The sequence below is a fragment of the Paenibacillus sp. JT22N1 genome, assembly GCF_059692155.1.
Genome location: NZ_JCAUAW010000006.1, coordinates 155,318 through 179,785, shown reverse-complemented (window position 1 = coordinate 179,785; position 24,468 = coordinate 155,318). Strand labels below are relative to the sequence as shown.

18 protein-coding genes are annotated in these 24,468 nt (G+C 45.0%); 13 read left to right on the top strand and 5 right to left on the bottom strand.

All coding sequences use genetic code 11. The annotated features are described in order from the left end of the window. The first annotated feature begins 40 nt into the window (after window positions 1-40). From AC58UU_RS13810 to AC58UU_RS13780, 7 genes are all read left to right on the top strand, one after another. Window positions 41-625 (top strand): GerMN domain-containing protein, encoded by a 585-nt coding sequence (locus AC58UU_RS13810; protein ID WP_497316470.1) that lies wholly within the window; start codon window positions 41-43, stop codon window positions 623-625. A 29-nt stretch (window positions 626-654) separates the two neighbouring features. Further along, complete coding sequence (locus tag AC58UU_RS13805) at window positions 655-3,369, top strand: S-layer homology domain-containing protein (RefSeq protein WP_497316468.1); 2,715 nt, start codon at window positions 655-657, stop codon at window positions 3,367-3,369. 194 nt (window positions 3,370-3,563) lie between these two features. Next, window positions 3,564-4,235, top strand: a complete 672-nt coding sequence (gene nth, locus AC58UU_RS13800) for an endonuclease III (protein WP_057301741.1) — start codon at window positions 3,564-3,566, stop codon at window positions 4,233-4,235. Between the two features lie 26 nt (window positions 4,236-4,261). Next, window positions 4,262-4,537: an NAD/NADP transhydrogenase alpha subunit gene (locus AC58UU_RS13795; RefSeq protein ID WP_171649338.1), complete on the top strand. Its 276-nt coding sequence runs from the start codon at window positions 4,262-4,264 to the stop codon at window positions 4,535-4,537. A 131-nt stretch (window positions 4,538-4,668) separates the two neighbouring features. Further along, window positions 4,669-8,403: a dynamin family protein gene (locus tag AC58UU_RS13790; RefSeq protein ID WP_497316465.1), complete on the top strand. Its 3,735-nt coding sequence runs from the start codon at window positions 4,669-4,671 to the stop codon at window positions 8,401-8,403. A 270-nt stretch (window positions 8,404-8,673) separates the two neighbouring features. Continuing rightward, the gene (locus AC58UU_RS13785; RefSeq protein WP_497316463.1) at window positions 8,674-10,503 is read left to right on the top strand and encodes an ABC transporter ATP-binding protein; all 1,830 of its coding nucleotides are present in this window, start codon (window positions 8,674-8,676) and stop codon (window positions 10,501-10,503) included. Continuing rightward, the gene (locus AC58UU_RS13780) at window positions 10,500-12,347 is read left to right on the top strand and encodes an ABC transporter ATP-binding protein (protein ID WP_497316461.1); all 1,848 of its coding nucleotides are present in this window, start codon (window positions 10,500-10,502) and stop codon (window positions 12,345-12,347) included. Before AC58UU_RS13785 ends, AC58UU_RS13780 begins: the two co-directional genes overlap by 4 nt. A 561-nt stretch (window positions 12,348-12,908) precedes the next feature. Here the strand turns inward: AC58UU_RS13780 and AC58UU_RS13775 are convergent. Next, complete coding sequence (locus AC58UU_RS13775; protein WP_497316460.1) at window positions 12,909-13,130, bottom strand: hypothetical protein; 222 nt, start codon at window positions 13,128-13,130, stop codon at window positions 12,909-12,911. Between the two features lie 294 nt (window positions 13,131-13,424). On the opposite strand from AC58UU_RS13775, the gene AC58UU_RS13770 reads away from it, so the two are divergent. The 5 genes from AC58UU_RS13770 to gyrA are packed head-to-tail and all read left to right on the top strand — an operon-like array spanning window position 13,425 to window position 20,687. Continuing rightward, a complete protein-coding gene (locus AC58UU_RS13770; protein WP_497316458.1) occupies window positions 13,425-14,240 on the top strand; it encodes a GDSL-type esterase/lipase family protein in 816 nt (271 codons plus the stop codon). Window positions 14,241-14,254: 14 nt separating this feature from the next. Then, window positions 14,255-15,217 carry an ABC transporter ATP-binding protein gene (locus AC58UU_RS13765; protein WP_497316456.1) on the top strand — a complete coding sequence of 321 codons (963 nt, stop codon included), beginning with the start codon at window positions 14,255-14,257 and terminating at the stop codon, window positions 15,215-15,217. Between the two features lie 15 nt (window positions 15,218-15,232). Then, complete coding sequence (locus tag AC58UU_RS13760; RefSeq protein WP_173184827.1) at window positions 15,233-16,225, top strand: DUF2705 family protein; 993 nt, start codon at window positions 15,233-15,235, stop codon at window positions 16,223-16,225. Between the two features lie 28 nt (window positions 16,226-16,253). After that, entirely contained in the window at window positions 16,254-18,221 is a 1,968-nt protein-coding gene (parE, locus tag AC58UU_RS13755; RefSeq protein WP_171692665.1) for a DNA topoisomerase IV subunit B, read from the top strand. A 24-nt stretch (window positions 18,222-18,245) separates the two neighbouring features. Further along, complete coding sequence (gene gyrA, locus AC58UU_RS13750; RefSeq protein ID WP_497316454.1) at window positions 18,246-20,687, top strand: DNA gyrase subunit A; 2,442 nt, start codon at window positions 18,246-18,248, stop codon at window positions 20,685-20,687. Here the strand turns inward: gyrA and AC58UU_RS13745 are convergent. Next, the gene (locus AC58UU_RS13745) at window positions 20,678-20,845 is read right to left on the bottom strand and encodes a hypothetical protein (RefSeq protein ID WP_200957347.1); all 168 of its coding nucleotides are present in this window, start codon (window positions 20,843-20,845) and stop codon (window positions 20,678-20,680) included. The two genes, gyrA and AC58UU_RS13745, sit on opposite strands and share 10 nt — an antisense overlap. A gap of 270 nt (window positions 20,846-21,115) precedes the next feature. Between AC58UU_RS13745 and AC58UU_RS13740 the strand changes: the two genes are divergently transcribed. Continuing rightward, entirely contained in the window at window positions 21,116-21,520 is a 405-nt protein-coding gene (locus AC58UU_RS13740; protein ID WP_057301854.1) for a MarR family winged helix-turn-helix transcriptional regulator, read from the top strand. A gap of 26 nt (window positions 21,521-21,546) precedes the next feature. Here AC58UU_RS13740 and AC58UU_RS13735 read toward each other — a convergent pair whose 3' ends face one another. From AC58UU_RS13735 to AC58UU_RS13725, 3 genes are read right to left on the bottom strand one after another with little or no spacing between them, the layout of a single operon-like run. Next, entirely contained in the window at window positions 21,547-22,260 is a 714-nt protein-coding gene (locus AC58UU_RS13735) for an RluA family pseudouridine synthase (protein ID WP_497316452.1), read from the bottom strand. 2 nt (window positions 22,261-22,262) lie between these two features. After that, complete coding sequence (locus AC58UU_RS13730) at window positions 22,263-23,129, bottom strand: class I SAM-dependent methyltransferase (protein ID WP_497316450.1); 867 nt, start codon at window positions 23,127-23,129, stop codon at window positions 22,263-22,265. A 54-nt stretch (window positions 23,130-23,183) separates the two neighbouring features. Further along, window positions 23,184-24,314 (bottom strand): peptidylprolyl isomerase, encoded by a 1,131-nt coding sequence (locus AC58UU_RS13725; protein WP_497316448.1) that lies wholly within the window; start codon window positions 24,312-24,314, stop codon window positions 23,184-23,186. Between the last annotated feature and the right edge of the window lie 154 nt (window positions 24,315-24,468).

Here is a 24,468-nt window from a genome sequence, read left to right as displayed (position 1 = left end):
AAGTTCGTTTTGCTAGGCAAAACGCTAAGGAGTGAGTGAGATGACCAAAACAAGTCGCCTATTACATGGGGTGCTTCTTGTAAGTGCCATCACGTTGTCTGTAACCGCCTGCGGTCAGAAAGGTCAACTCGTAGGTGGAGCAACACCGCAAGCTACGATTGCGCCGACCCCTACAACGGTGGTACAAAGTCCTGCACCAACCCCAACAGCAACACCAGAACCTTTAAAGCAAAAAAAGGTCAAAGCCTATTACAGTGATCAGGACGAAATGAAACTTATAGAAAAAGAAGTCACAATCAGCTACAAACAGGACGCTGACGTGTATGCAGCCGCACTAAACGCACTCAAAAAGAGTGATGATCCTAAAGCGATTCCTTTATTTGATGATCTTACATTCACAAGCACTTCGTTTGATAAAGCTAAGGGTGAATTAAAGCTTGATCTCAAATTTGGTCCCAAAACGCAATTAGGCGCTCCGGGTGAGGAGTTATTCTTACAAGCTTTGAAGAAAACCGTGTTTCAATTTCCAGAAGTGAAGTCTTTATATGTACTGAAAAACGGCAAACAAGTGGATAGCTTAATGGGGCATCTAGAGCTTCCGTATCCAATTAAACGACCTAATTAAATGTAGTAGCAGAGGAGTCTTAATCAACGATGAGAAACAAGAAATTAGCAAGTGCAATTGTTAGCTCTTTAATTATTACAAGCCTGGCGGGGACGCCAGTTTTGGCAGCAGAGTCAGTAAATACGACATCAACAAGTAATGTAAAGCTTTCTTTCCCTGACGTGAAATCGGACTATTGGGGTATTCGACATATATCCAAACTTGCTTTGGAAGGCATTATTGAAGGTTACGAGGATGGGGCTTATCGGGCAGAGAACTCGGTTTCACAGCAAGATGTCCTTATTATGGCTACTCGTATGATGGGCTTGCAAGGCGAAGTAGACGCAATGACGACAGCAACGGTGTTTCCAGATTTCATGCTGGTTGATAACTACGCGCGTAATTATGTAGCTATTGCTCTCCAGAAAGGCTTAATCTCCAACGAGGAAGAGAAAGTTAGAAGCCAAAGTGATAAGTCCAAAGATAAATGGGGCCAGCGGAAGGCAACGAGAGAATGGGTAGCTGAAGTAGTGATTCGTGCTATCGGTAAGGCAACCACCGCACAAAGCTTATCGTCTACACCAACGGCTTTCAAAGATAATAATGACATTAGCAGCTCAACATTGGGCTTTGTTAATGCAGCTGTAGCTTTGAAGGTAGTTGATGGCTTTGAAGATGGCACGTTCCAACCTAAAGGGGCAGTCACGCGTGCTCAAATGGCAGCTTTTTTAAGTCGCTCGCAAAAGGAGCTAGCTACATTGCCTTCACGTGCTGTGAAAGGCTATATGACAAGCTTAACGAGCGGCACAATTGGCCTTATGGATAAAGACGGGAATACGAGTACATATAAACTTTCACCGAACACGGTGTTCTATGGTAATAAAAGTGATTCGGCGATAGCTGCAAAAATGCTGCAAGAAACGTTTGAAGTTTCGCTCGTTCAAGTGAATGGAACAGCCTATTATGTTGAAATCATTAGTGATGAGCTTCAGCTTGATATCCATGAGGGCAAACTGTTGAAATTGAATATGACTAACCTCAAGGCTACATTGGATGACTTTGAAAGCTATGATTTAGCGCCAGATGTCGCTGTTACTGATACGGAAGGACGAGGCCTGAGCCTAGCTTCTATCGTGAATGGTAGTACGATTCAATTGCGCAAAAGCAAGATCGTCAAATCCGATAAATATACGTCCATCATAGTTAAGCAAGTGCCCGTTAATAAAACAGTAGATGGCACGATTCAGACGATTAATAAAGATGCCATGCAAATTACGCTTCTTGACACCGTATCAGGGCAGCCTGAAACGTATGGTTTCTCAAGCAATTTGATTGCGACTTTACCAGATAACAGCCTCGTAGATATCAATTCACTTCACGTTGGAGATTCGGTAGAGTATACGGTTAAGAACAGTGAAATTGTGAAGATTGTAATTAAAAAGCAAGCGGATGTCGGTGTAAGTGTTGAGGGTACACTCAAAGATTTGAGTGATGACAAAACATATTTAACCATCACGAAGTCGGCAGGTGCGTCTTTAGCTGCCTATTTATTAGCTGACAATGTTCAGGTGCGTATTAATGGTTTAACAACAGCAAGCATTTACGATCTTGCACCTGGAGATCAACTCAAGCTGGATGTACTGAATAATAAGGTTACATTAATTACGGTAACGAATCGTTCCATTGATAATTTATATTTCGCAAAAATTGATAGCTACAATCCAACTTCGAAATACTTAACCGTGACCGATAATACTGGTAATCCGCATGTTTATAAAATGACTGATACTGTTTCTATTTCCTATGCCGGAACAACACTTCCGTTTTCGAGTTTCAACAGTACCTTCACAGCAGGTAAGTATGTTGATTTATTAGTTTCGAAAAATGCTGTAACGCAAATTAAAATGTCCTCCCAACTGGATGGCGCATTAACGCAATTAAATTTACAAACGAATGATATAACATTGAAAACGGACAGCGGTCAAAGCTTGACGTTCAAGCTTAACTACGCTCCACAGGTTGAGCTTGCAAATAAGCCTAACAGCACACTGTCAGATCTAAAAGTTGGAGATAATATTAGTCTATTACTAAGCTTCGATCAGGGGATTGTCACGAAAATTGTAACGAGTAAAACGGCACTCTATAAAACAATTTTATCTAATGTGAACAGCAAGCAAATTACTGTAACGGATCAGTCGAACACTTCGTATGTCATTTCCCTGGATGGTGTTCCAATCGTCAAAGCGGATCAAAGTGTAGGTTCTATTTCAGACTTTGCTATTGATGATTATGTGAAGCTGACGTTCAAAGGTCTGGCTGTTGTAAAAGCAGAGCTGATCAGTCCTGTGCGAGGTAAGGTTACAGCGGTGAATGCGGCTAGCTCGAGCTTAACCGTTCAAGATTTCTCAGGAAAAAGTCAAGTGATTAACGCAGGCAGCAATTATGACGTTAAACTTAATGGAGGCGTAGCATGGAGTTTCACTTCCATCAAAGTGGGCGATCGTGTACAAGTGATGAAAGACGCCAATGACAAACTTCTTATTCAAGTAGCTGTAGGATCTAAACGGGAAGTGGATAATTATAATAACGTCGTGAACCAATTTTACTTCAAAGCTACAAGCTCCGGAGAAAAAACCGCTTATAGTATTTTCCCAAGAGCCTATTTCCATAAAGGAACTGATGTTGTGTCGGCATCATCCTTTACTGCTGGAGATCAAGTAACTCTTTATGTGTTAGACGATAAAATTGTTGAGATTGAGAAATAAATTTGAACGAAAATTAAGTTCATCCGTCTGTATATTAGGAGCTTGACTTCTAAGGCAGGCGGTTTTTTTTCTAATTAAAAAAATAAATATGGCAATTATTTAGAAAATGTTCGCATTTTGACGCTTTCAAGCATTGATTCTAACGCTACAATTCGCTACACTGGAGATTATTACGACCCTAAGGAAGTAAAGACATGACACAGAAGTTAGTAAGGCATATTTTGGATACAATCGGTGAGCTCTTTCCGGATGCACATTGCGAGCTGCGCCACAGTAATCCGTTTGAATTAACGATTGCTGTATTATTATCGGCTCAATGCACCGATGAAACCGTGAATAAGGTGACATTGGATTTATTTCAGAAATATAAGCGTCCTGAAGATTACTTGGCCGTTCCACTTACGGAACTGGAGCAAGACATTCGACGGATCGGATTATTTCGAAATAAGGCAAGCAATATTCAAAAGTTGTGTCAATTGCTGCTGGACAAGTTTGAAGGCGAAATTCCAGAGAAGCACGAACACTTGGTCGAACTGCCCGGCGTAGGCCGCAAAACGGCAAATGTCGTCGTATCGAACGCTTTTGGGGTACCTGCTATTGCGGTAGACACCCATGTTGAGCGAGTCTCCAAAAGACTAGGATTAGTTGGCTGGGACGATTCGGTACTTGAAGTTGAAAAGAAGCTGATGAAGAAGGTTCCACGTGAAGAGTGGACACAAACGCATCATCGCCTTATATTCTTCGGTCGGTATCATTGCAAAGCTCAGAACCCGCAGTGTACGATATGTCCATTGCTGGACAATTGTCGTGAGGGCAAGAAACGTATGAAACCAAGTGCAACTAGGAAAACTATTACAAACAAATGATATGCAGACAAAGGATGGGATTTGAAATGAAATGCATCGCCGTATACACCAATAGCTTTGAACTGTTCTCCGATATTTATGAGCAAGTAATTAACACGCCCCTAGCCGATAATGAGGAAAAAGTCATTGAAGGTGTAACAGTCAGTGAATCCGGTGAAGTTCCTCAGAATTACATAGACAAGATGAAAACGAAATCCGAGGTCGTGGTTATGAAAGTAAAAGACTCCGACATTACGATTTTGCAGCATCGCGATGTCTTTGAGATTTTCTTGCCGGAAAAAGAAAATGCAGTAATGTCCTAAAACCTAAATCTCCCTTTGGGAGATTTTTTTCTGTAGATAAGAAAGTATAAGTTTTATACTTTTGCTTCGCATCTACCTTGACAAACGCTCTCGTCCTGAAGGACGACGGAGTCGTTTATCCTTGGTTATGTTTGGATAGAAGAACGGATCATAAGGAGCGGAATGGACGAATGACGCAAATGGTGGATATAAGCATCTCGGTCATGCCGGATGCGATCAGAAACATGCAGGTTAATCTGCAAGCAAAAGGGGATTACGACAACGCAAGCAAGCTAGGTCAGCTGCTTGATAAAATAGACGCTGGACGAATGAATATAGCGTTCTGCGGTCATTTCTCAGCGGGGAAATCGACCCTGATTAATCAGCTTTGTGGGCACGCCTTGCTTCCTTCTAGCCCGATTCCAACAAGTGCAAACATCGTGAGTATTCGTAATGGATCACCGGGTGCTCATGTTACGCATCGCATGAAGGATGGTACAGCAAATAATCTGGGAAAACCGAAAACGATTGCGCTCGAAGAATTAGAAGCGTATTGCGTCAACGGTACCGATATTGAAACGGTAGAAATTACGTATCCGATTCCATTTCTGGGCAGTCAAACGGCACTGCTTGATACTCCTGGGATTGATTCTACGGATGACGCTCATCATCAATCTACGGAGTCCGCTTTACATCTTGCCGATGTAGTTTTCTATGTCATGGATTACAACCATGTTCAATCCGAAGTCAATCTCGCGTTTACGAAGAAGATGAAGGAGTGGGGTAAGCCGCTCTACTTGGTTGTAAATATGATTGATAAGCACAAAGAATGGGAGCTGCCTTTTGCACAGTATCAGGAGGGGACGAAGCAAGCTTTCTTGAGTTGGGGCATCGAGCCGGATGATTTGCTGTTCGTGACCATGAAGGAGCCGAGCCATCCGCATAATGAGTATGCGAAGCTGCAATGGCTCCTAAGTCGTTTGATTGAGCGCGGTGATGATCTGCGAAGCTTCAGCATCGACGCATCCGCGCGTTATCTTGCAGCAGAGCACGGCAAGTGGTTGGCTGATCAGCATGAGCCGCAGAAAGCGGAGCTTATGGAGCAAATCAGCCAGGAAGGTGACGTGCAGGAGGTTCAGGCGCAAGCTGCTGCGAAGCAGGAAGAGCTTGCGGCAGTGAAGGGACGGCCCGAAGCGTTAACGGCAGCCCTCCGTAAGGAAGTTGGCATGATTATCGAGAATGCCAATATAACACCAGCTTTGACCAGGGATCAGGCTCATGCGTATTTGGAGAGCCGAAAGCCCGGGTTCAAGGTAGGCTTTTTCTCGCGAGCTGCGCAAACAGCTCTGGAGACGGAGAAACGCTTAGGTGCGTTTCAGGCGGATTTGGCTGAGCAGGTAGAAGCGCAGCTGGATTGGCATCTGAGGGATGCTTTGAAAAAGGCTGCTCAGGAGTATGGGCAGCATAATCCTGCTCTTACAGCGCAAATCGAAGCACTGAAGTTTGACGTAACGACAGAGTGGCTTGCAGCACAAGTGAATGCTGGCGCAACCTTCGGTGGTGAATATACGCTCAACTACATGAAGCAGGTGTCCTCTGATATTAAACAGCAGTACCGCAAACAGGCGTTTGCGGTGATTGATCTGATCGCGGCTGCAGTCCGCGAAGGGTCTGTGCAAGCGGCTGATGCGCTTGCCGCAGAGCTTGAGGCGCTGGGCGTCCGCCTCAGCGCATGTCGAGAACTGCAGCGCCTCGAGGAAGCCGAGGCGGAGGCAGAGGCCCAGCTGCTGCGCATGGCCAGCTGGCCTAGACCGTCTGCGCCGGCGCTGCCGGCTGCGCAGCAGTACAAGGCCATGGAGGAGACGGCAGCCAGCCCGCTGAGCGGGGGACTACACGTGACCTCCATGGGCACGATCCTGCAGGCCGCTGCCACGGCATCGGCGGCCGCAGGCACTACAGCTGCCCCTGCGGAGGCAGCGTCAGCGCCTACCGCGTTCACCTCGGGTGAACACGGTAAGCGCATGGAGCGCAAGGCCGCCGATTTGCAGGCGGCCTCAAGCCTCATCGAGGGCCTGCCGTCGATGAGGTCAATCGCGCGCTCCATGCGCGAGAAATCGGAACGTCTGCGGCAGCGGACGTTCACGATCGCCCTGTTCGGCGCCTTCAGCGCCGGCAAATCCTCTTTCGCCAATGCATTGATTGGGGAAAGAGTGCTGCCGGTCTCGCCGAACCCAACGACGGCGGCGATCAACAAGATCATGCCGCCGCAGGAAGGTTGGCCGCATGGCACAGCCAAGGTCAAGATGAAAAAGACGGACGCGATTCTGCAGGACGTTCTCTATTCTTTGGACATACTCGGCGTGCAGGCGACTGACATGCTATCTGCCCTCAAACGCATAAGCGCACTTTCTCCAGCGGACGTTACGGCCAAAGGAAAGCCGCACTATTCCTTCCTGAAGGCAGTGGAGAAAGGTTGGGCCCTCGCCCAAGATCATTTAGGCACTGAACTGAAAATCACCAAAGACGAGTTCCCAAGCTATGTTGCAGACGAATCTAAGTCCTGTTTTGTTGAATTTATCGAATTATACTATTCCAATCCATTGACGGAACAAGGCATTATTTTCGTTGATACGCCAGGGGCCGATTCCATTAATGCCCGCCATACTGGGGTAGCTTTTAACTATATTAAAAATGCGGATGCAATTCTTTTCGTTACTTATTACAATCACGCTTTCTCGCAGGCAGACCGTGAATTTCTTTTACAGCTCGGTCGGGTTAAGGATAGCTTTGAGATGGATAAAATGTTTTTCATCGTCAATGCAGCTGATCTTGCCGCTAGCTCAGAAGAATTAAATGGCGTAATTAAACATGTGGAAACGAATTTGCTGCAGCACGGCATACGAAATCCGCGTATTTATCCAATATCCAGTTATTTGGCCGCAGAGGGTAAAATAACAGGGAACGAAGCATTGATTACCCAATCTGGCATTCAGCCATTTGAGCAAGAATTCGTGAAGTTTACGTTCAATGAGCTTAGCGATGTTGCTATCCATGCAGCTAATTTGGAGCTGAATCGCGCGATTGCTACCATGCAGCAATGGCTGGAGCGTGCGCAGTCTGGGGAGGAAGAACGGAAGCTTCAGTTAACCAAGCTTAGACAAGCGGAGCTTGCTGGTACAGAGCTTCTGGAAAATACCCTATATGACGCGGAGCTCAAAGAATTAAAGAAAGAAATTCAGGAGCTTTTGTACTACGTCAAGCAGCGCACGATGTACCGCTTCGGTGAATTATACAATTATGCCTTTAATCCTTCGACCTTCAGGGATGATGCCAGAGATCCGAAGCAAGCTCTGCAATCCGCATGGGGTGAGCTGCTGCGAATGATTGGCTACGATTTATCCCAAGAGGTATTGGCAACAACGCTCCGGGTCGAAAATCGCATGAATCTGATAAGCAGCAACCGTGTAAAGCGCTGGGAAGAGCAGCTTGGTGAGTTGATGGAAGGATTCGAAAGTGGAACGTATGAATCAAGTAAGTTCGTAACACCTGAAATTACGTCTAAACTGGAAGTTCCAGATGTAAGCTTGAAGCTGCTCCATAGTCATTTCAAAAATGCGAAGCAATTTTTCGAAGGCGATGGAAAAAGCAAGCTCAGAACAGATTTAGAAAATCGGATGAACACGCCAGTGGCAGAATTTATTGAACAGCAAACAATGGAGCTTGAACAAGCTTATGCGGATCAGTTGGAAAACTGGCTTGCAACTCAGAAAAATCTCATGCTGCAACAGCTGAATGAACATGCAGAAGGGCTTCGTGATGCTCTTGAAATGAAGATCGATTTGAACGAACTTATATCCAAACAGCATCAATTAAAGGCTTTTGTTTAATGATTAAACAAAAGGGTTGGTCGGGTTCTATTGAACTTGGCCAACCCTTTATTGCGTATTGCCATGTAAGGGCTTACATTGAAGGGTATCGGGATGATTTTAAAGAATAGGGGGGATTCCTGCAAGTTTTTGTGAAGTTATGGGCATTTAAGCGTTTAAATCCTCGTATCCTCTGATTGCTCGCTAATAGGGATGGTGTTAAGATTCATTAGGTATTAAAACGCTTTCTAAGCTTTTCCAATTTATCCTTCTTGAGGAGGGGGCCCCACAGTGGAAGTGTTCAGGCAACTGAAACCGTATTTTTGGCCAGAGAAAAAATTATTTTTTGGAGCAATTGCATGTTTAGCGGTGGCAACCGCGCTTGGTCTCGTTTATCCGAATTTACTTCGGTATTTAATCGACGACGTGATCACAAAGAAACAATTTGAACTCGTTCCCAGGTTAGCGCTTGTAGTCGTAATCGTCGTTTCAATGAAAGGGATGTTTCAATTTCTTCATGGCTTATGCGGAGGTCGTTTAGGTAACCGAGTCGCGTATCATTTACGTAATGCGCTGTACAAGAAGCTTCAGTACTTATCTTTTCAATACTATGATCAGGCAAGAACTGGGGACTTAATGTCTAGATTGACTGCTGATTTGGAGGCCATTCGACAGTTTATCGGCTTCGGCTTTGCTCAGCTCCTAAACGTGATGTTGATGCTCGTTTTCGGCATGGGGATGATGTTTTCGATTAACTGGAAACTAGCTTTACTTACGATGATTACAATGCCTTTTCTGGCATTTACGGCAATTCGGTTTGAAGGTAAAATTCATCCGGCATTCCGGATGGTACGTCAATCTCTCAGTACGATGACTACTGCGGTACAAGAGAACATTACAGGCGTTCGAACGGTGAAATCGTTTGCCCGCGAACCTCATGAAGTAACGAAGTTTTCAGCACGTAATGAGGATTATAAGGCAATGAATATCGAAACCTCAGGGATCTGGGCGAAGTATTTTCCAATCATGGAAATTTTGGCGAATTTAAGTGTCGTCACTTTGCTCGGAGTTGGTGGGTACATGGTGATCGAGAATACCATTACATTAGGTGAACTCGTTGCTTGCTTCAGTCTCATCTGGTACATCATTGGACCGATGTGGGGTCTAGGATTTCACATTAATAACTTCACACAAACTAAAGCTTCGGGCGAGAAAATTTTGGAAGTTTTGAATCACTACATGCACGTGAAAGATCAACAAGAAGCGATTGCTTTGAAGAGTGAACATGTAAAAGGTCATGTATGTTTTGATCATGTTACATTTTCATATCCGGAAAAGCAGCCTGCACTTTATGATTTCTCAGTTGATGCTCCTCCTGGTTCTGTTATAGGTCTCCTAGGCAGCACAGGCTCGGGTAAAACAACAGTAATTTCATTGCTAATGAGGGCTTATAACGTTAAAGAAGGCAAGGTTATGTTAGATGGTCAAGATATTCGCTCTTTACAAGTTGAAAGCTATCGCAATCAGATTGCTACTGTTTTCCAAGAAACATTCTTGTTTTCATCAACAATACGCAACAATATTTCCTATGGACGTAAAGATGTGACGATGGATGACATTATTCGAGCAGCTAAGCTGTCCAAAGCGCATGATTTCATTATGGAGCTTCCGGAAGGGTATGACACGGTTGTTGGCGAGCGCGGTCTAGGCTTGTCTGGTGGTCAAAAGCAGCGGATTGCCATCGCTCGGGCGCTTATCAAGGATCCTAAAATTCTCGTTCTAGACGACGCGACAAGCGCGGTTGATATGGAAACGGAACATGAGATTCAAGCAGGCTTCGGCGAGGTTATGAAAGGGCGTACAACATTCATTATTGCTCACCGGATTTCTTCTTTGAAGCATGCCGATGAAATTATTGTTCTGGATAAAGGACGAATTGTACAAAGAGGCACACATCAGGATCTGCTGCAGCAAGAAGGTCTTTACCGTCAAACCTATGACATTCAGTATGCGGATGGTCCTCAGAAATTGGCTGCAAGCAGCCAGGCTGCGGCAACAAAGGATACGGATGTGGATGCGTTAAACCATTCTCCATTGCAAGAAAGAAGGTTAGCACATTGAGTACTAATTCGACGCAAGCCGAGGCATCTGCCAAAAAAGAAGATTCCCAAGCGGGGCAACGATTCGTATATCAAGATGATGAACTGATTGAAAAGCCTTTTGATTGGGGTCAGTTAAAACGTTTATTTAGTTATATGAAGCCTTATAAGAAACAGATGCTGCCTATTATCATTATTATGATGTTGGTAGGAGCAATCACCAAGTTGACTATTCCACTGCTTATTCGTGAAGCCATTGATAATTCCATCATTCCTAAGGATAAGAATCTACTTTTCCTAATCGTTGGGATCATGCTTTCGGTATATGTCATTCAATGGCTAGCCAATACATTCCGTATTAAATATACGAATATGATTGGTCAGCGCGTCATCTACGATCTGCGTCATGATTTATTCAGTCATATTCAGAAGCTGTCGTTTCGTTTCTTCGACACCCGCCCGGCAGGCTCTGTGCTCGTTCGAGTAACAAACTATGTGAATTCTTTACAAGATTTGTTTACGAACGGTGTTGTTAACTTATTAATTGATGTTGTGCAGCTCTGCGGCATTATTATTATTTTGTTGACGTTTAATTTCAAATTAGGCGCGTCGATCATTGTGACGGTCCCGATTATGTTCCTCATATCGACTCAGCTGCGGAAAAAGATTCGTCGTGCTTGGCAGGATGTGACGATGAAGCAATCCCGTCTGAATGCTCATTTAAATGAATGCATACAAGGCATCAAAGTTACACAAGCCTATACGCAAGAAAAAGAAAATATTCAATTTTTCACGAAAATGAATATGGTCAATCGGTTGTCTTGGAACCGAGCATCGATGCTCAATCAATCGTTTGGTCCTCTCATTGAAATTACGGGAGCCGTTGGCTATTGCATTCTGTTCTGGCTAGGCGCTCATTTAATTCAAACGGAAGAAATATCAGTCGGTTTGTTGGTTGCATTCGCTACTTACATAGGCTATTTCTGGGAACCAATTACTCGGTTAGGACAAATGTATTCCCAGCTGCTCATTGCAATGGCTTCAGCGGAGCGGATCTTCGAGTTTATTGATGAGGAGCCTACTGTAGCTGAAATCGAGGGTGCTAAAGATTTATCAAGTATCCAAGGGAATGTGAAGTTTGAGAATCTCGTATTTGAGTATGAGCCTGGCAGACCTGCACTAAAGGGCATTAATCTGGATGTACAGGCTGGTCAATCCATCGCTCTGGTTGGTCATACAGGTTCGGGTAAAAGTACGATTATGAATTTATTATGCCGATTCTATGATCCAAATGAAGGAAAAATACTAATCGATGGCCAAGATATTCGTCATGTAACCATCCAAAGCTTACGTTCTCAGATCGGCGTCGTGCTTCAAGATACGTTTATTTTCTCTGGCACGATTCGGGATAATATCCGCTTTGGTCGTCTAGATGCTACGAATGAAGAGATTGAGCTTGTAGCTAAGGCTGTTCATGCACACGATTTTATCATGAGTTTGCCAGGTGGCTATGATACAGAGGTTCAAGAGCGCGGTAACGTACTCTCGATGGGTCAGCGTCAGTTGATTTCCTTCGCCCGCGCACTGCTTGCGAATCCTCGTGTACTCATCCTGGATGAAGCAACAGCTAGTATTGATACGGATACTGAGCTCAAAATTCAGGAAGCACTGAAAACGCTGCTTGCTGGTCGAACCTCCTTCATCGTCGCGCACCGACTTTCCACCATTCGGAACGCTGATAAAATCGTAGTCCTAGATCATGGGCGTATGATGGAGATCGGTAATCATGATGAGCTTATGAAGGAACAAAAGATTTATTTTGGACTTATTCAAGCCCAATATAAATTTTTGCAGGATGCGGTTTAACGTTCTGAGAAAAAGCTGTTTAACTGCTGAGGCGGTTAAACGGCTTTTTTCGGTGAATAGAGGGAGTTTAGAGCACGGAAGTGAGTTGATTGGGTTGATGGGAAATGGCTTCTCAGCCTACATTTTTCGCAACGATTTTCCCTTACAATAGGCTCGGAACCGAGCCTATTGTAAGTATCGACAAGTGAGAGCTCGGTTTACGAACTTATCTCATAAAATAAGAATTTATATGTTTTGGGTGACAGAGAGGCAACCCTTTAATACAGGTGAGATAAGGCTTGATATCCGCGCTGCGTGCAACTTGTAACGATGTTTTACATCGTTGCAGATGTCTCAGACGTGGCTGTCTCGCGCTGCAACGATGATTCTCATCGTTGCAGATGAAAAAAGCGCTGACATCCGCGCTGCGTGCAACTTGTAACGATGTTTTACATCGTTGCAGATGTCTCAGACGTGGCTGTCTCGCGCTGTAACGATGATTCTCATCGTTGCAGATGAAAAAAGCGCTGACATCCGCGCTGCGTGGTACTTGTAATGATGTTTTACATCGTTACAGATGTCTCAGTCGTGGCTGTCTCGCGCTGTAACGATGATTCTCATCGTTACAGATGAAAAAAGCGCTGACATCCGCTCTGCGTGTGGCTTGTATCGATGTTTTACATTGTTACAGATGTCCAAGTAGATGGGAGGGGCTGTTAATCGAAGGACCTGGCTAATGGCCAGGGTTTTTTTCTTAATATCATCACCAAGCGAAAGCTCGGAAAACGGCGCTCTGTCTACCATATACTAGCCTACTCCACGATTTCAGAGTAAAATAGGCCATCACAGCAGCCTATACGCTGTTGAACTACCAAGAGACATCCTAAACAATCGTCTCAAACTGCTGCCGCCCTCCCAAAGCCGCATTTTGTTATAATACAGCCAGCTTCCTTGAAAGCAGCATCCATTTTCAAAATAAATGAAACGGGTAACTCACGTCCCTTATGGGTCCGTACCGTATTGTAATGTTTGCAAATTTATTCAAGAAGCTATACTCTTAGAGTGAATTATGCCATTTATTCGCAGGAGGGGACTTCCTTGAGATCATCTCGTTTTATGTGGGGTGCAATTGGCCTTACAGCTTCGATATCTACGATTGTTTTCGCAGTAGGCTTTGCTTACGCGGCGAATCAAATATGGTTTCCCAAAGCATCCGGAGACCTCAGTCTTGTAACGACTGCGCCTAAGAAAGAAACAATGATTGAGAGTAAAAGTAAGCTTCAGATTGTTGCGCTTGGTGATTCATTAACTGCAGGAACAGGTGATAACACTGGCAAAGGATACGTTGGACGTGTCCGCGAAAAGCTGGAGAAGGAAAGCGGTAAGCCGGTATTCGTGCTTAATAATCTGGCGATTCCAGGCTATAAGAGTGACCAACTTCTCTCTGATTTATCGCTGAAAAAGACGCAGGACGCACTCGCTCAGGCCGATATCATTTTACTCACGATTGGTGGCAATGATATTTTTGCCGGTGGGGACGGGCTTTTTAAAGGAGAAAATCAGACGGAATTTAACCCAGAGGGTGCGCTGAAACGCGTAGAACCTGCGCTGGCCAAAATGGATAAGGTTATTCAAGCAATTAATAAGGCCAATCCGAATGCAACTGTGTTGTATGTTGGCTTATATCATCCTTTTCTAGATTTAGATCCCAAAAAAGAAGGTTCGCTTATTGTACAGCGATGGAATAACAGTGTCTTTGAGATGATGAATCGTTATCCTCGAATGGCCATTGTCCCAACCTATGATTTGTTTGAACAAAATTTGATCAAATATTTGTCTTCAGCCGATCATTTTCATCCTAACGGGGACGGCTATGAGCGCATTGCCGATCGGATTGTACAAATTCTGAAGTAGGGGAGGCCAAGCAGATGGCTGTAGCAGCAGTTCCAACAACGGTTTTATCTGTGAAAAATTTAAAAAAACGAATTAAAAATAAAGAGATTATTAAAGGGATTTCATTTGATGTATACGCGGGTGAGATCTTTGGTTTCTTAGGACCAAATGGATCGGGCAAAACAACGACGATTCGCATGCTCGTTGACTTAATACGTCCGACTGAAGGGTCTATTCAGATTTGTGGGCACGATGTTCACAAGGAGCATAATCAAGCGATGCGCCATGTTGGTTGTATCGTCGAGAATCCCGAGTTATATTCCTATTTGACTGGTTGGGAAAATCTCGAGCATTTTGCAAGAATGCTGCCGAATGTCGATGAGAAACGAATCCAAGAGGTTGTTGAGATCGTCTCCATGGATCAACGTATTCACGATAAGGTACGTACTTATTCCCTTGGTATGCGTCAACGACTTGGTATTGCACAAGCACTGCTTGGGCGGCCTAGTTTATTGATATTGGACGAACCGACGAACGGTCTCGATCCACAAGGGATTAAGGAAATGAGGGAGTTCATTCAGCGTTTGGCCGCGGGTGGACTTAGCTTGTTCGTGTCCAGTCACTTGCTTAGCGAGATTCAGCAAATGTGCCATCGTGTAGCCATCATAAGTCATGGTGAAGTCATACAAGTGGGAGCCGTTGATGATTTGGTCGCTCAAGGCGGCAAAGTCGTGTGGTCCGTGTCTCCGGCCGACAAGGCCGAGGGGCTTTTAGAGGCGTCACCACTCGTGCATGCCATTGAGGAAGTTTCTCAAGAAAGTCCAATAGGCTTACCCCTGGCGGTGAAACAAATTGTTACACAAATGGATAAGGAAAACGTCCCGCAGGTAAGTCAGCATTTGATGGAAGCAGGAATTAGCCTCTTTGCTGTAGAAATCAAAAATCCAACACTGGAAGATTTGTTCTTGAGCCTAACCGAGGGTGAAAGAATTGAGTAGGGGAAGGTGAAAGAATTGCTTAGTTTATATGCCCTTGTTAAGAATGAATGTATTAAAATGATTAAGAAAAAACGCTTTTATGTTATCCTACTTATACTTCTTGCATTAATCCCTATGTTCACTTATGCTCAAATGCGAGTTGCTCAAAATACACAAAAGCAGTTTGGTACGACAGACTGGAAGGCGGACCAACGGCAAAAAATTGCCGACTGGGAAAAGCGTTTAAGCTCGGCTCGAACGCCGGATGAGTGGAAACAACAGCTTAGAGTTCAAATTCAAATCGCTAACTATTATCTTGAAAAGGATGTAGATCCGAGTACACCGAATGCGGTTACTTTTACACGCGAGTTTGTGAAAAATGCTGTTGGTTTATTCATTCCGCTCATTATTATGGTCATTTCCGCTGACATCGTATCATCTGAGCATTCTACGGGGACTATTAAATTATTGTTGACAAGACCGGTCCGGCGATGGAAAATCCTATTGAGTAAATTAATTACGGTTGTCTTCTTTACTTCGCTAACCGTATTGTCCACTGGTGTCTTATGTTATTTGATTTCCGGTGTTGTTTTCGGCTATAACGGATGGACAATGCCTGTATTTACAGGTATTAAGCTGACAGGCACGGAAGTGGATTTCAGTCTAGTACGAGCAGTTGATCAATGGTTCTTTCTTATCATGGAGTTTGGATTGGTTTGGTTCTCAGCATTAGTCGTGGCACTCATGTCACTAATGCTATCCGTGCTTATTCGTTCCACAGCAGCAGGTATGGGGGTCATGCTTGCCGTATTAATATCAGGAACCATTCTTTCGAACATGGTGTCATCTTGGGAAACTGCGAAATATTTGTTTATGGTCAATTTGGACTTAACTAAGTATTTAACAGGAGGCCTTCCGCCAATTAAAGGGATGGACTTGACCTTTTCACTTAGCGTTTTGAGTGTGTGGGCGATCGCTTCACTCATTGTTTCATTTACGGTATTTTCACGAAAAGATGTTTTGAATTAACGGTTAACTTAGATAAAGGAGGGCTTCAATGTCCGAGCAGCTAGAATTTGCGAAAGGAATAGCCCCAACATCGAATTATGAGGCTGATGATATACAAGTCCTGGAAGGTCTTGTAGCGGTTCGTAAAAGACCAGGGATGTATATTGGTAGTACAAGCGCATCGGGTCTACATCATCTGATCTGGGAGATCGTGGACAATGCGGTTGACGAGCATCTTGCCAAACATTGTTCCAAGATTAATGTGACGATACATAAAGATCAGTCCATTACGGTTCAGGATAATGGTAGGGGGATTCCAACCGGTATGCATAAGACCGGTGTACCCACTCCACAAGTTGTATTTACGATCTTACATGCCGGCGGGAAATTTGGTGGAACAGGCTATAAGAAGTCTGGCGGACTTCATGGTGTTGGCGCATCGGTAACAAATGCTCTGTCCGAATGGCTGGAAGTAGAAATTTACCGAGATAGCAAGGTGCACAAAATGCGCTTTGAATATTGGGTCGACGATGCAGGAATCGAGCATGTTGGTGAACCGGTTACCGGACTTGAAGTCGTAGGAAATACCAATCGCACAGGAACGAAAGTAACTTTCAAGCCTGATAAACGCGTATTTCAAGGCGGAACAACCATAAATTACGATACTTTAGCTGAACGTCTGCAAGAAATTGCTTTCCTCAACTCAGGACTTCTCGTAAACTTGAAAGACGAACGGTCGGATAAGCTAGACACTTTTCAATATGAGGGTGGCGCAAGTCAATTTGTTGAATTCCTGAATGAGGAGAAAACAGTTCTTCATCCTGTGATTCACTTTGCTTCAGAAAAGGATGAAATCGAAGTAGAGGTGGCCCTGCAATACAATGATGGCTACACGGAAACGATCGCTTCCTTCGTAAACTCAATCCCTACTCGTGGCGGCGGTACCCATGAGACTGGGTTTAAGACAGCTTATACTCGCGTCATGAATGAATATGCCCGTAAAGGGGGCATTATCAAAGAAAAAGAAAAAAATCTTGATGGTACCGACCTTCGTGAAGGAATGATGGTTGTTATCAATATCAAGATGGGCGATGTTGAATTCGTTGGTCAAACGAAAGATCAGCTTGGAAGCGCTAATGCAAGAAGTGCAGTGGATGCGGTTGTTTCTGATAAAATGACTGTTTTCTTGGAGGAAAATCCACAAATCGCGCAAATGATGCTGAAGAAGGCTGTACAAGCTTCCAAAGCACGGGAAGCAGCTCGTAAAGCGCGGGAAGAAATTCGCAGCGGTAAAAAAGGGAAGAGTGAGAGCTCAAACCTGAATGGTAAGCTAACCCCTGCACAATCGAAGGATTTGCAGCGCAATGAGCTGTTCATTGTTGAAGGAGATTCCGCCGGTGGTTCAGCTAAGCAAGGACGTGATTCCAAGCACCAGGCGATATTGCCGCTCAAAGGAAAACCGATGAATCCCGAGAAATCCAAGCTTCTCGATATTATGAAAAATGATGAATACAAAGCGATCATCGCCGCCATTGGGGCTGGAGTTGGCTCTGAATTCGAAGCAGAAGAAATGAATTACGGTAAAATTATTATTATGACAGATGCAGATACGGATGGTGCTCACATTCAGGTCCTGCTTTTGACCTTCTTTTACCGCTATATGAAGCCATTGATCGATCAGGGTAAAGTGTTCATCGCACAACCGCCACTTTATAAAGTGACAAGAAAAGGCAAGAATGGTGGATATAAGTACGCCTGGACTGACGATCAACTACAGGTTGTTGTCAAAGAACTTGGTAAGAATACCGAGCTGCAGCGTTATAAAGGTCTTGGTGAGATGAATCCGGAACAGCTGTGGGAAACGACGATGAATCCGGAAAGCCGTACCTTGCTGCAGGTACAGATTGAAGATCCTGCTAAAGCGGAACGACGAGTAACAACACTAATGGGCGATAAGGTAGATCCACGCAAACGGTGGATTATCGAGAACGTCGATTTTACCGAATATGTAGAGTAGACCAAAAAGAGTGGTGACTGAAAGTTGAACATATTAGAAGAGTTTTTACCTGCCTTTCTGGAGGAGATCGTTGGCGATCGTTTCGGGCGTTATTCTAAATATATTATTCAGGATCGCGCGATTCCAGATGTAAGGGATGGTTTGAAGCCAGTACAACGACGTGTATTGTACGCAATGTACGACTCTGGCAATACCCCTGATAAGCCTTATCGCAAATCGGCCAAAACCGTCGGTGATGTAATGGGGAATTACCATCCGCACGGAGATGCCTCCATTTATGATGGTATGGTTCGTATGGCGCAGCCGTGGAAGATGGGCCACACACTCGTGGATGGCCATGGTAACTGGGGATCACTGGATGATGATCCGCCGGCAGCAATGCGTTACACAGAGGCTAGACTTTCTGAGATCGCGATGGAACTTCTGCGTGATATTGAGAAACGTACAGTCATGTTCAAGGATAATTTCGATAATTCCACGAAGGAGCCCGTTGTGCTCCCTGCACGGTATCCGAACTTACTCGTGAATGGTGTCAGCGGGATTTCAGCTGGGTTCGCAACAGAAATTCCACCGCATAATTTACGTGAAATCATTGATGCCTGCACAGCCATGATTGACAAGCCTGAGATCACAGTCGAAGAGTTGATGACGATCGTCAAAGGACCGGATTTTCCGACTTCCGGCATTATCATGGGTGAAGAAGGCATTCGCGAAGCTTATCGCACGGGAAAAGGCCGTATTTACGTACGTTCCAAAACAGCGATAGAAGATATGCGCGGCGGCAGACAACAAATTGTAATCACGGAGATCCCTTATCAAGTTGTCAAATCTCGTCTGGTTACAGCCATGGAGAATATTCGGCTTGAGAAGAAAATCGAAGGAATTGCCGAAGTACGCGATGAAAGCGGTCGTAATGGGTTGCGAATTGTCGTAGAACTTAAGAAAGAAGCCGATGCTAAGGGGATTTTGGCTTACTTACTGAAGAAGACGGACTTGCAAGTAACCTACAATTTCAATATGGTTGCGATTGTGAATAAAGCGCCACGTCAATTGGGTATTCGTGAAATTCTTGAAGCTTACATTGGGCATCAGAAGGAAGTTGTTACGTTCCGTTCCCAATATGAACTCGAGAAAGCCGAAGACCGCGCACATGTGTTAGAGGGACTTGTCAAAGCCCTTAACATCCTGGACGAAGTCATCGCAACGATTAAAGCTTCTAAGAATCGGCAAGATGCGCAAAACAACCTTGTTGAGAAGTTTGGATTCTCAGAGCGTCAAGCAGATGCTATTCTTGTTTTGCAATTATACCGATTAACGAATTTAGAAATCACAACGCTTGAAAAAGAGTTGAAAGATGTAGAGAAAACGATTGCTTATTTACGTGGAATTCTTGGCAGCTTGAAGAAGCTGTTAGGTGTAATTAAAGATGAAATGGGCGAAATCCGTAAGAAGTATGGCATCGACCGCCGCTCGGATATCCAAGGTGAAGTAGAGGAACTGAAGGTTAATCTTGAGGTACTCGTGAACGCGGAAGACGTCCTTGTTACGTTGTCCAATGAAGGTTACTTGAAACGGACGAGCAAGCTTTCGTTCACACGATCAGGTGGAGAGTTAGAGAATACAGGACTTAAGGATGGCGATTACTTGCGCTTCCTGCTCGACGTGAATACGATCGAAAGCTTGTTGATCTTCACGAAGAAGGGGCAATATTACTTATTGCCTGTCCATCAAGTGCCGGAGTATAAGTGGAAAGAGAACGGAACCGCGATTGTGAATGTCATTCCTATTGCCAAGGAAGATCGCATTGTAAACGTTATTCCGGTGAAGGGCTTTGAGGATCCGACTAAGTCGCTTGTGTTCGTCACACGCAAAGGACAAGTGAAGCGTACAGAGCTGAAGGAATATATGACGAACCGGTCAAACGGAATCGTTGCTTGTAAGCTCGGTGAGAATGACGAAGTCCTTCATGTACACCTAAGTGACAATACAAAAGAAATATTGCTTGTTACGAAGCAGGGCATGAGCATCCGTTTCCGTGAGGAGGAAGTGAACCCGATGGGCCGTGGGGCCGCGGGTGTGCGCGGCATCCAGCTCAAGGAAGACGATGAAGTCGTCTCGGCCGAGTGGATTTATGGGGATGAGGGAGAAGTGTTGGTCATCTCGGACCTCGGGTATGCGAAGCGTTCGTTAGTTGTGGACTATCCCATCCAAGGACGCGGCGGGAAGGGCATACTTACCTTCGAATTTAAAGAAGGCAAGCGTGTGAGACCTAATGGTTCAGCGTTAATTCGCACATTTATCGTGAAAATGGATTATCTCATTACGGCTGTCATGAGTAATGGGGAGAAGCTGCGTTTCTCAACAGAGACAGCACCTCTGGAGGATCGAAAAGCACAAGGTAAACAACTTATACCTGTTTCCAAAACAGATGCGATTGTGGAGATCTTGAGATTCCCTCAATCATAGCTGACTGTAGGTGGATCCAGCTTCTCAATGAGCATAAAAGCTAACTCCAATAGGACCCACAGGGGCATCGGTTCGTCTAATCGATCCAGCCACTGTGGGTCTTTCATTATGCCAGCCTCTAGTGCCTTTTTACCTAGCTCTATTTTCCAAGCTTCCACCTTAGACCACTCCTTTGAGATTTCTTTTGAAAAAAACTGTACATACCTGCATCACAGTATATGTAAGAAGTGGGCGAGGTGTTAAAAGAAGTCGAGAAGCTTGGGCGAATTCTTGTTAATCGGACAAAGTAATAGAGGGATCGACAGCAAGCCACAGCATGTCTCAAACGGTGCAGCTTTTGTCTGAAAATATTAATGGCATTAACCTTTAAACCAAAGAAAAGGCGTGCTATACTTGCCTTAGGAGATGTTGGAAGCGAGTTGATGAGGTTGTATTCCGATGAATTTGGGAAGCTATGGTTGAAATTGTCTAAGGAATTGAAAAACCAGATGGAGGTAGGATTAGCACCTACCATTACAGAAGGACAGCTTAACGTGTTAGAGCTGCTTATGACGAATGAACGGATGAAGCCTTCTGATTTAATCGAATATTTATCCACAACGCCTGCAGCTGTGACAACACTGTTAGATCGGATGGAGAAAAGTGAATTGATCGCAAGGGAGCGGGATGAGAAGGACCGCCGTATCGTTTGGGTCAACGTCACGGAAAAAGGAAAGGCGGAATGCGAGAGAGGTATGAGAATCCGGGAACAACTTTTGGATTCGTACCTGAGCCGCGTTTCCGCCCATAATCAGAAATTGCTTATTTATTTGCTCGGGAAGGTCGCCAATTAATAGCGACCCAAAGGTTTTAGGCGAATTTACAACTCTGGGAGTGTAAATTCGCTCCAGGGCCGCTGCATCGGCGGCAGCGACCGAAAGCGCAGCGTCTCTTTGAGCGTTGGATGCTCAAAGGCAAGAGCCGTGGCCCACAGCGCAAGCTGCTGGCCGGGTTTGTTGACAGCGCTGCCGTAGCGCTGGTCGCCGTAGAGCGTGCAGCCGATGGCTGCCAGCTGCACGCGGATTTGATGCGGCCGCCCGGTATGCAGCTTGATCTGGATCAAGCTGAGCCCGTCTTGGCTGCCGAGCAGCTTATAGTCCAGCACAGCCTCCTTGGCGTCTTGCTGGCCTTCTCTGACCACGCTGACGGTATTCGTACGCGTGTCCTTCCAGAGCCAATGACGCAGCGTAGCGGACGGCTGTGGCGGCTTGCCATGCACGACGGCGACGTACGTCTTGTCGAGCTGCCTCGTTCTTACCGCGTCAGATAGCCTGGACGCGGCTTTTGACGTTTTGGCGAAAACCATCACGCCGCCAACGGGACGGTCAAGCCGGTGTACAAGCCCGAGGTACACATTGCCGGGCTTGTTATGACGGTGCTTCAGATCTGCCTTCAGCACATTCAGCAGATCAGGATCACGTGAATCGTCTTCCTGCGTAGGTATGTTGACGGGCTTCTCAACCACAAGTATGTGGTTGTCTTCGAACAGTATCGGAATTTGTGATGCTTCCGAGCCATCTCTAGATGCTGCCACCGTTACGCCTCCCAGCGTCCCAGAATACCGCAAGGGAGCATCAAGCCGGAGTGAGTAATCGGCAGGCCGATTTCGCCACTAGAGATCGTGCCGCCATGCTTGGCTTTCATCGCCATGCTTAAGATGTTCTGGAGCACAGTGGCCGAGATACCCGTTGTATAAGAGTTGATCAACAGGAACAACGGATTGTCCGTCAGAATCGATTGGCAGGTCTCAATGAAAGGGAAAAGGTCATCTTCTAATTTCCAAGTCTCACCATTGGGTCCGCGTCCGTAGGAAGGAGGATCCATGATAATCGCATCGTATTTGCTTCCGCGGCGCTGTTCTCTCTGTACGAATTTGAATACGTCATCCGTGATAAATCGAACAGGACGGCTGCCTAGGCCACTCAGATGCAGATTTTCCTTTGCCCATTGAACGACTCCTTTGGAGGCATCCACATGGCAAACTTCCGCACCAGCGTAAGCGCAAGCCAGTGAGGCTCCACCTGTATAAGCAAACAGGTTTAGTACCTTTATGGGACGTCCGGCTCCTTGGATCTTGTCCATCATCCATTTCCAGTTGACTGCTTGCTCAGGGAATAAGCCCGTATGCTTGAAGCTGGTTGGCTTAATATAGAAGGACAACTTCTGGTCATAGTTAATCGTCCAGCGTTCTGGAAGCTCAGCGTGCTGCTCCCATTGTCCGCCGCCACTTGCGCTGCGGTGATAATGGGCGTCAGCTTGACGCCATGCCGGTGTTTCTTTTTGTAACGGCCAAATGATTTGTGGGTCTGGTCTTCTTAGGACGATCGTACCCCAACGCTCGAGCTTTTCGCCGCCGCCTGTATCGAGGAGCTCATAATCAACCCAGTCTTTTGCATAAAACATGCTGCATTCCATCCTTCAACTTGTATACTTTAACAAACATTCATTGTACACCATTTATTGACCTAAATCGATCTTTTCAATCAAACCATTCAGTTCTTTTTCTGCAAATTGTTGAAATTGCTCTTGTTCAAGCGAAGCTTTCAGCTGCTCTTTCACAGAATCAAAGGATTTAACGGATCTAGCTTCTACTTTGATAACGTGATAACCGAAATCTGTCGCGATGGGATCACCGATTGTTCCGATCGTCTGCTCAATAGCTGCTTTCTTAAACTCGGGTACCCACTGACTTACATCGGCATCCGCATAAAGACCACCAGCATCTTTAGAGCCTGGGTCATCTGAGAATTCTTTGGCTAATTTAGTGAAATCTTCACCGTACTTAAGCTTCTGCTGAACTTCTTTTGCCCGTTTGAGTGCTTCCTCTTTCGTACGAAGAACTTTGTTATCAGAGCTTGAGGGGTCATTTAATCCAATCAAAATGTGACGCACGGAGGCAATGGTATAAGCATCTTTATCTACTTTGAGTGTTTCATCATATTTGGCTTTTAACTGGGCATCGGAAATACTGGACTTGATGTAATTTTGTGCACCGATGCTGCCCACTAGAAAGTACTGAAGATCAGTTACTGTCGTGTTCACCTTTTTCAAATCGTCGAGGAATTTCGCCTCGCCAAATTGGCTTTTCCAAGCAGCGATTTGTTTAACAGCACCGTCTTTGGCAGCGTTCTGGTCTGCTTCAGATGCTTTACCGAAAAGAATTCGGTTTTGAATGAGCTGTGTGATCATCTTTTTTTGATACTCTGGGTCATCTTTAGAAGCAGCATGGCCTGCATTGAAAAGAGCTTGCAATGCAAAGAAGGTATCAAATTCACCCTTGGTCACTGTTCCACCCTTGTAAGTTGCAACCACATGTCTAGGATTGTTACCAATCCAAATGGTTTCATTTTCTTCGTCCCACTCGACCTTTTTTCCAAGCGCTTCACTTACAAATCTAAGTGGTACATAGGTTGAGCCTTCGTAGATAAATCCTTTAGCTTCGGAAGGTGCTTTCTCAACACCGTCAAACATATACTTAAGACTTCGGAATGCGACTTCAATTTGACTGTTTGCTGCAAATGCTACAGTCCCGCTTAATACGGAACCAATCGTTAAACCAACGATGAGACCCTTTACTTTATCTTTCATTATTTGTGTTCCACCTCTCGATATAATGTCCCTCAAATAATTCACCAAGGGTTAAGTAATTTCCTTTTTTTTTTTAATGTAAAAATGAAGGATTCTTTGCTTGGTTGTTGTATTTGTAACGTAAGGCGATTATAAGTAAAATCCAGTTTTAACG

What these genes read in the sequence shown, in the direction of transcription:
- AC58UU_RS13810 (WP_497316470.1), top strand. Translation starts at nt 41, where the DNA reads ATGACCAAAACAAGTCGCCTATTACATGGGGTGCTTCTTGTAAGTGCC.
- AC58UU_RS13805 (WP_497316468.1), top strand. Translation starts at nt 655, where the DNA reads ATGAGAAACAAGAAATTAGCAAGTGCAATTGTTAGCTCTTTAATTATT.
- nth (WP_057301741.1), top strand. Translation starts at nt 3,564, where the DNA reads ATGACACAGAAGTTAGTAAGGCATATTTTGGATACAATCGGTGAGCTC.
- AC58UU_RS13795 (WP_171649338.1), top strand. Translation starts at nt 4,262, where the DNA reads ATGAAATGCATCGCCGTATACACCAATAGCTTTGAACTGTTCTCCGAT.
- AC58UU_RS13775 (WP_497316460.1), bottom strand. Translation starts at nt 13,130, where the DNA reads ATGGTAGACAGAGCGCCGTTTTCCGAGCTTTCGCTTGGTGATGATATT.
- AC58UU_RS13765 (WP_497316456.1), top strand. Translation starts at nt 14,255, where the DNA reads ATGGCTGTAGCAGCAGTTCCAACAACGGTTTTATCTGTGAAAAATTTA.
- parE (WP_171692665.1), top strand. Translation starts at nt 16,254, where the DNA reads ATGTCCGAGCAGCTAGAATTTGCGAAAGGAATAGCCCCAACATCGAAT.
- AC58UU_RS13730 (WP_497316450.1), bottom strand. Translation starts at nt 23,129, where the DNA reads ATGTTTTATGCAAAAGACTGGGTTGATTATGAGCTCCTCGATACAGGC.
- AC58UU_RS13725 (WP_497316448.1), bottom strand. Translation starts at nt 24,314, where the DNA reads ATGAAAGATAAAGTAAAGGGTCTCATCGTTGGTTTAACGATTGGTTCC.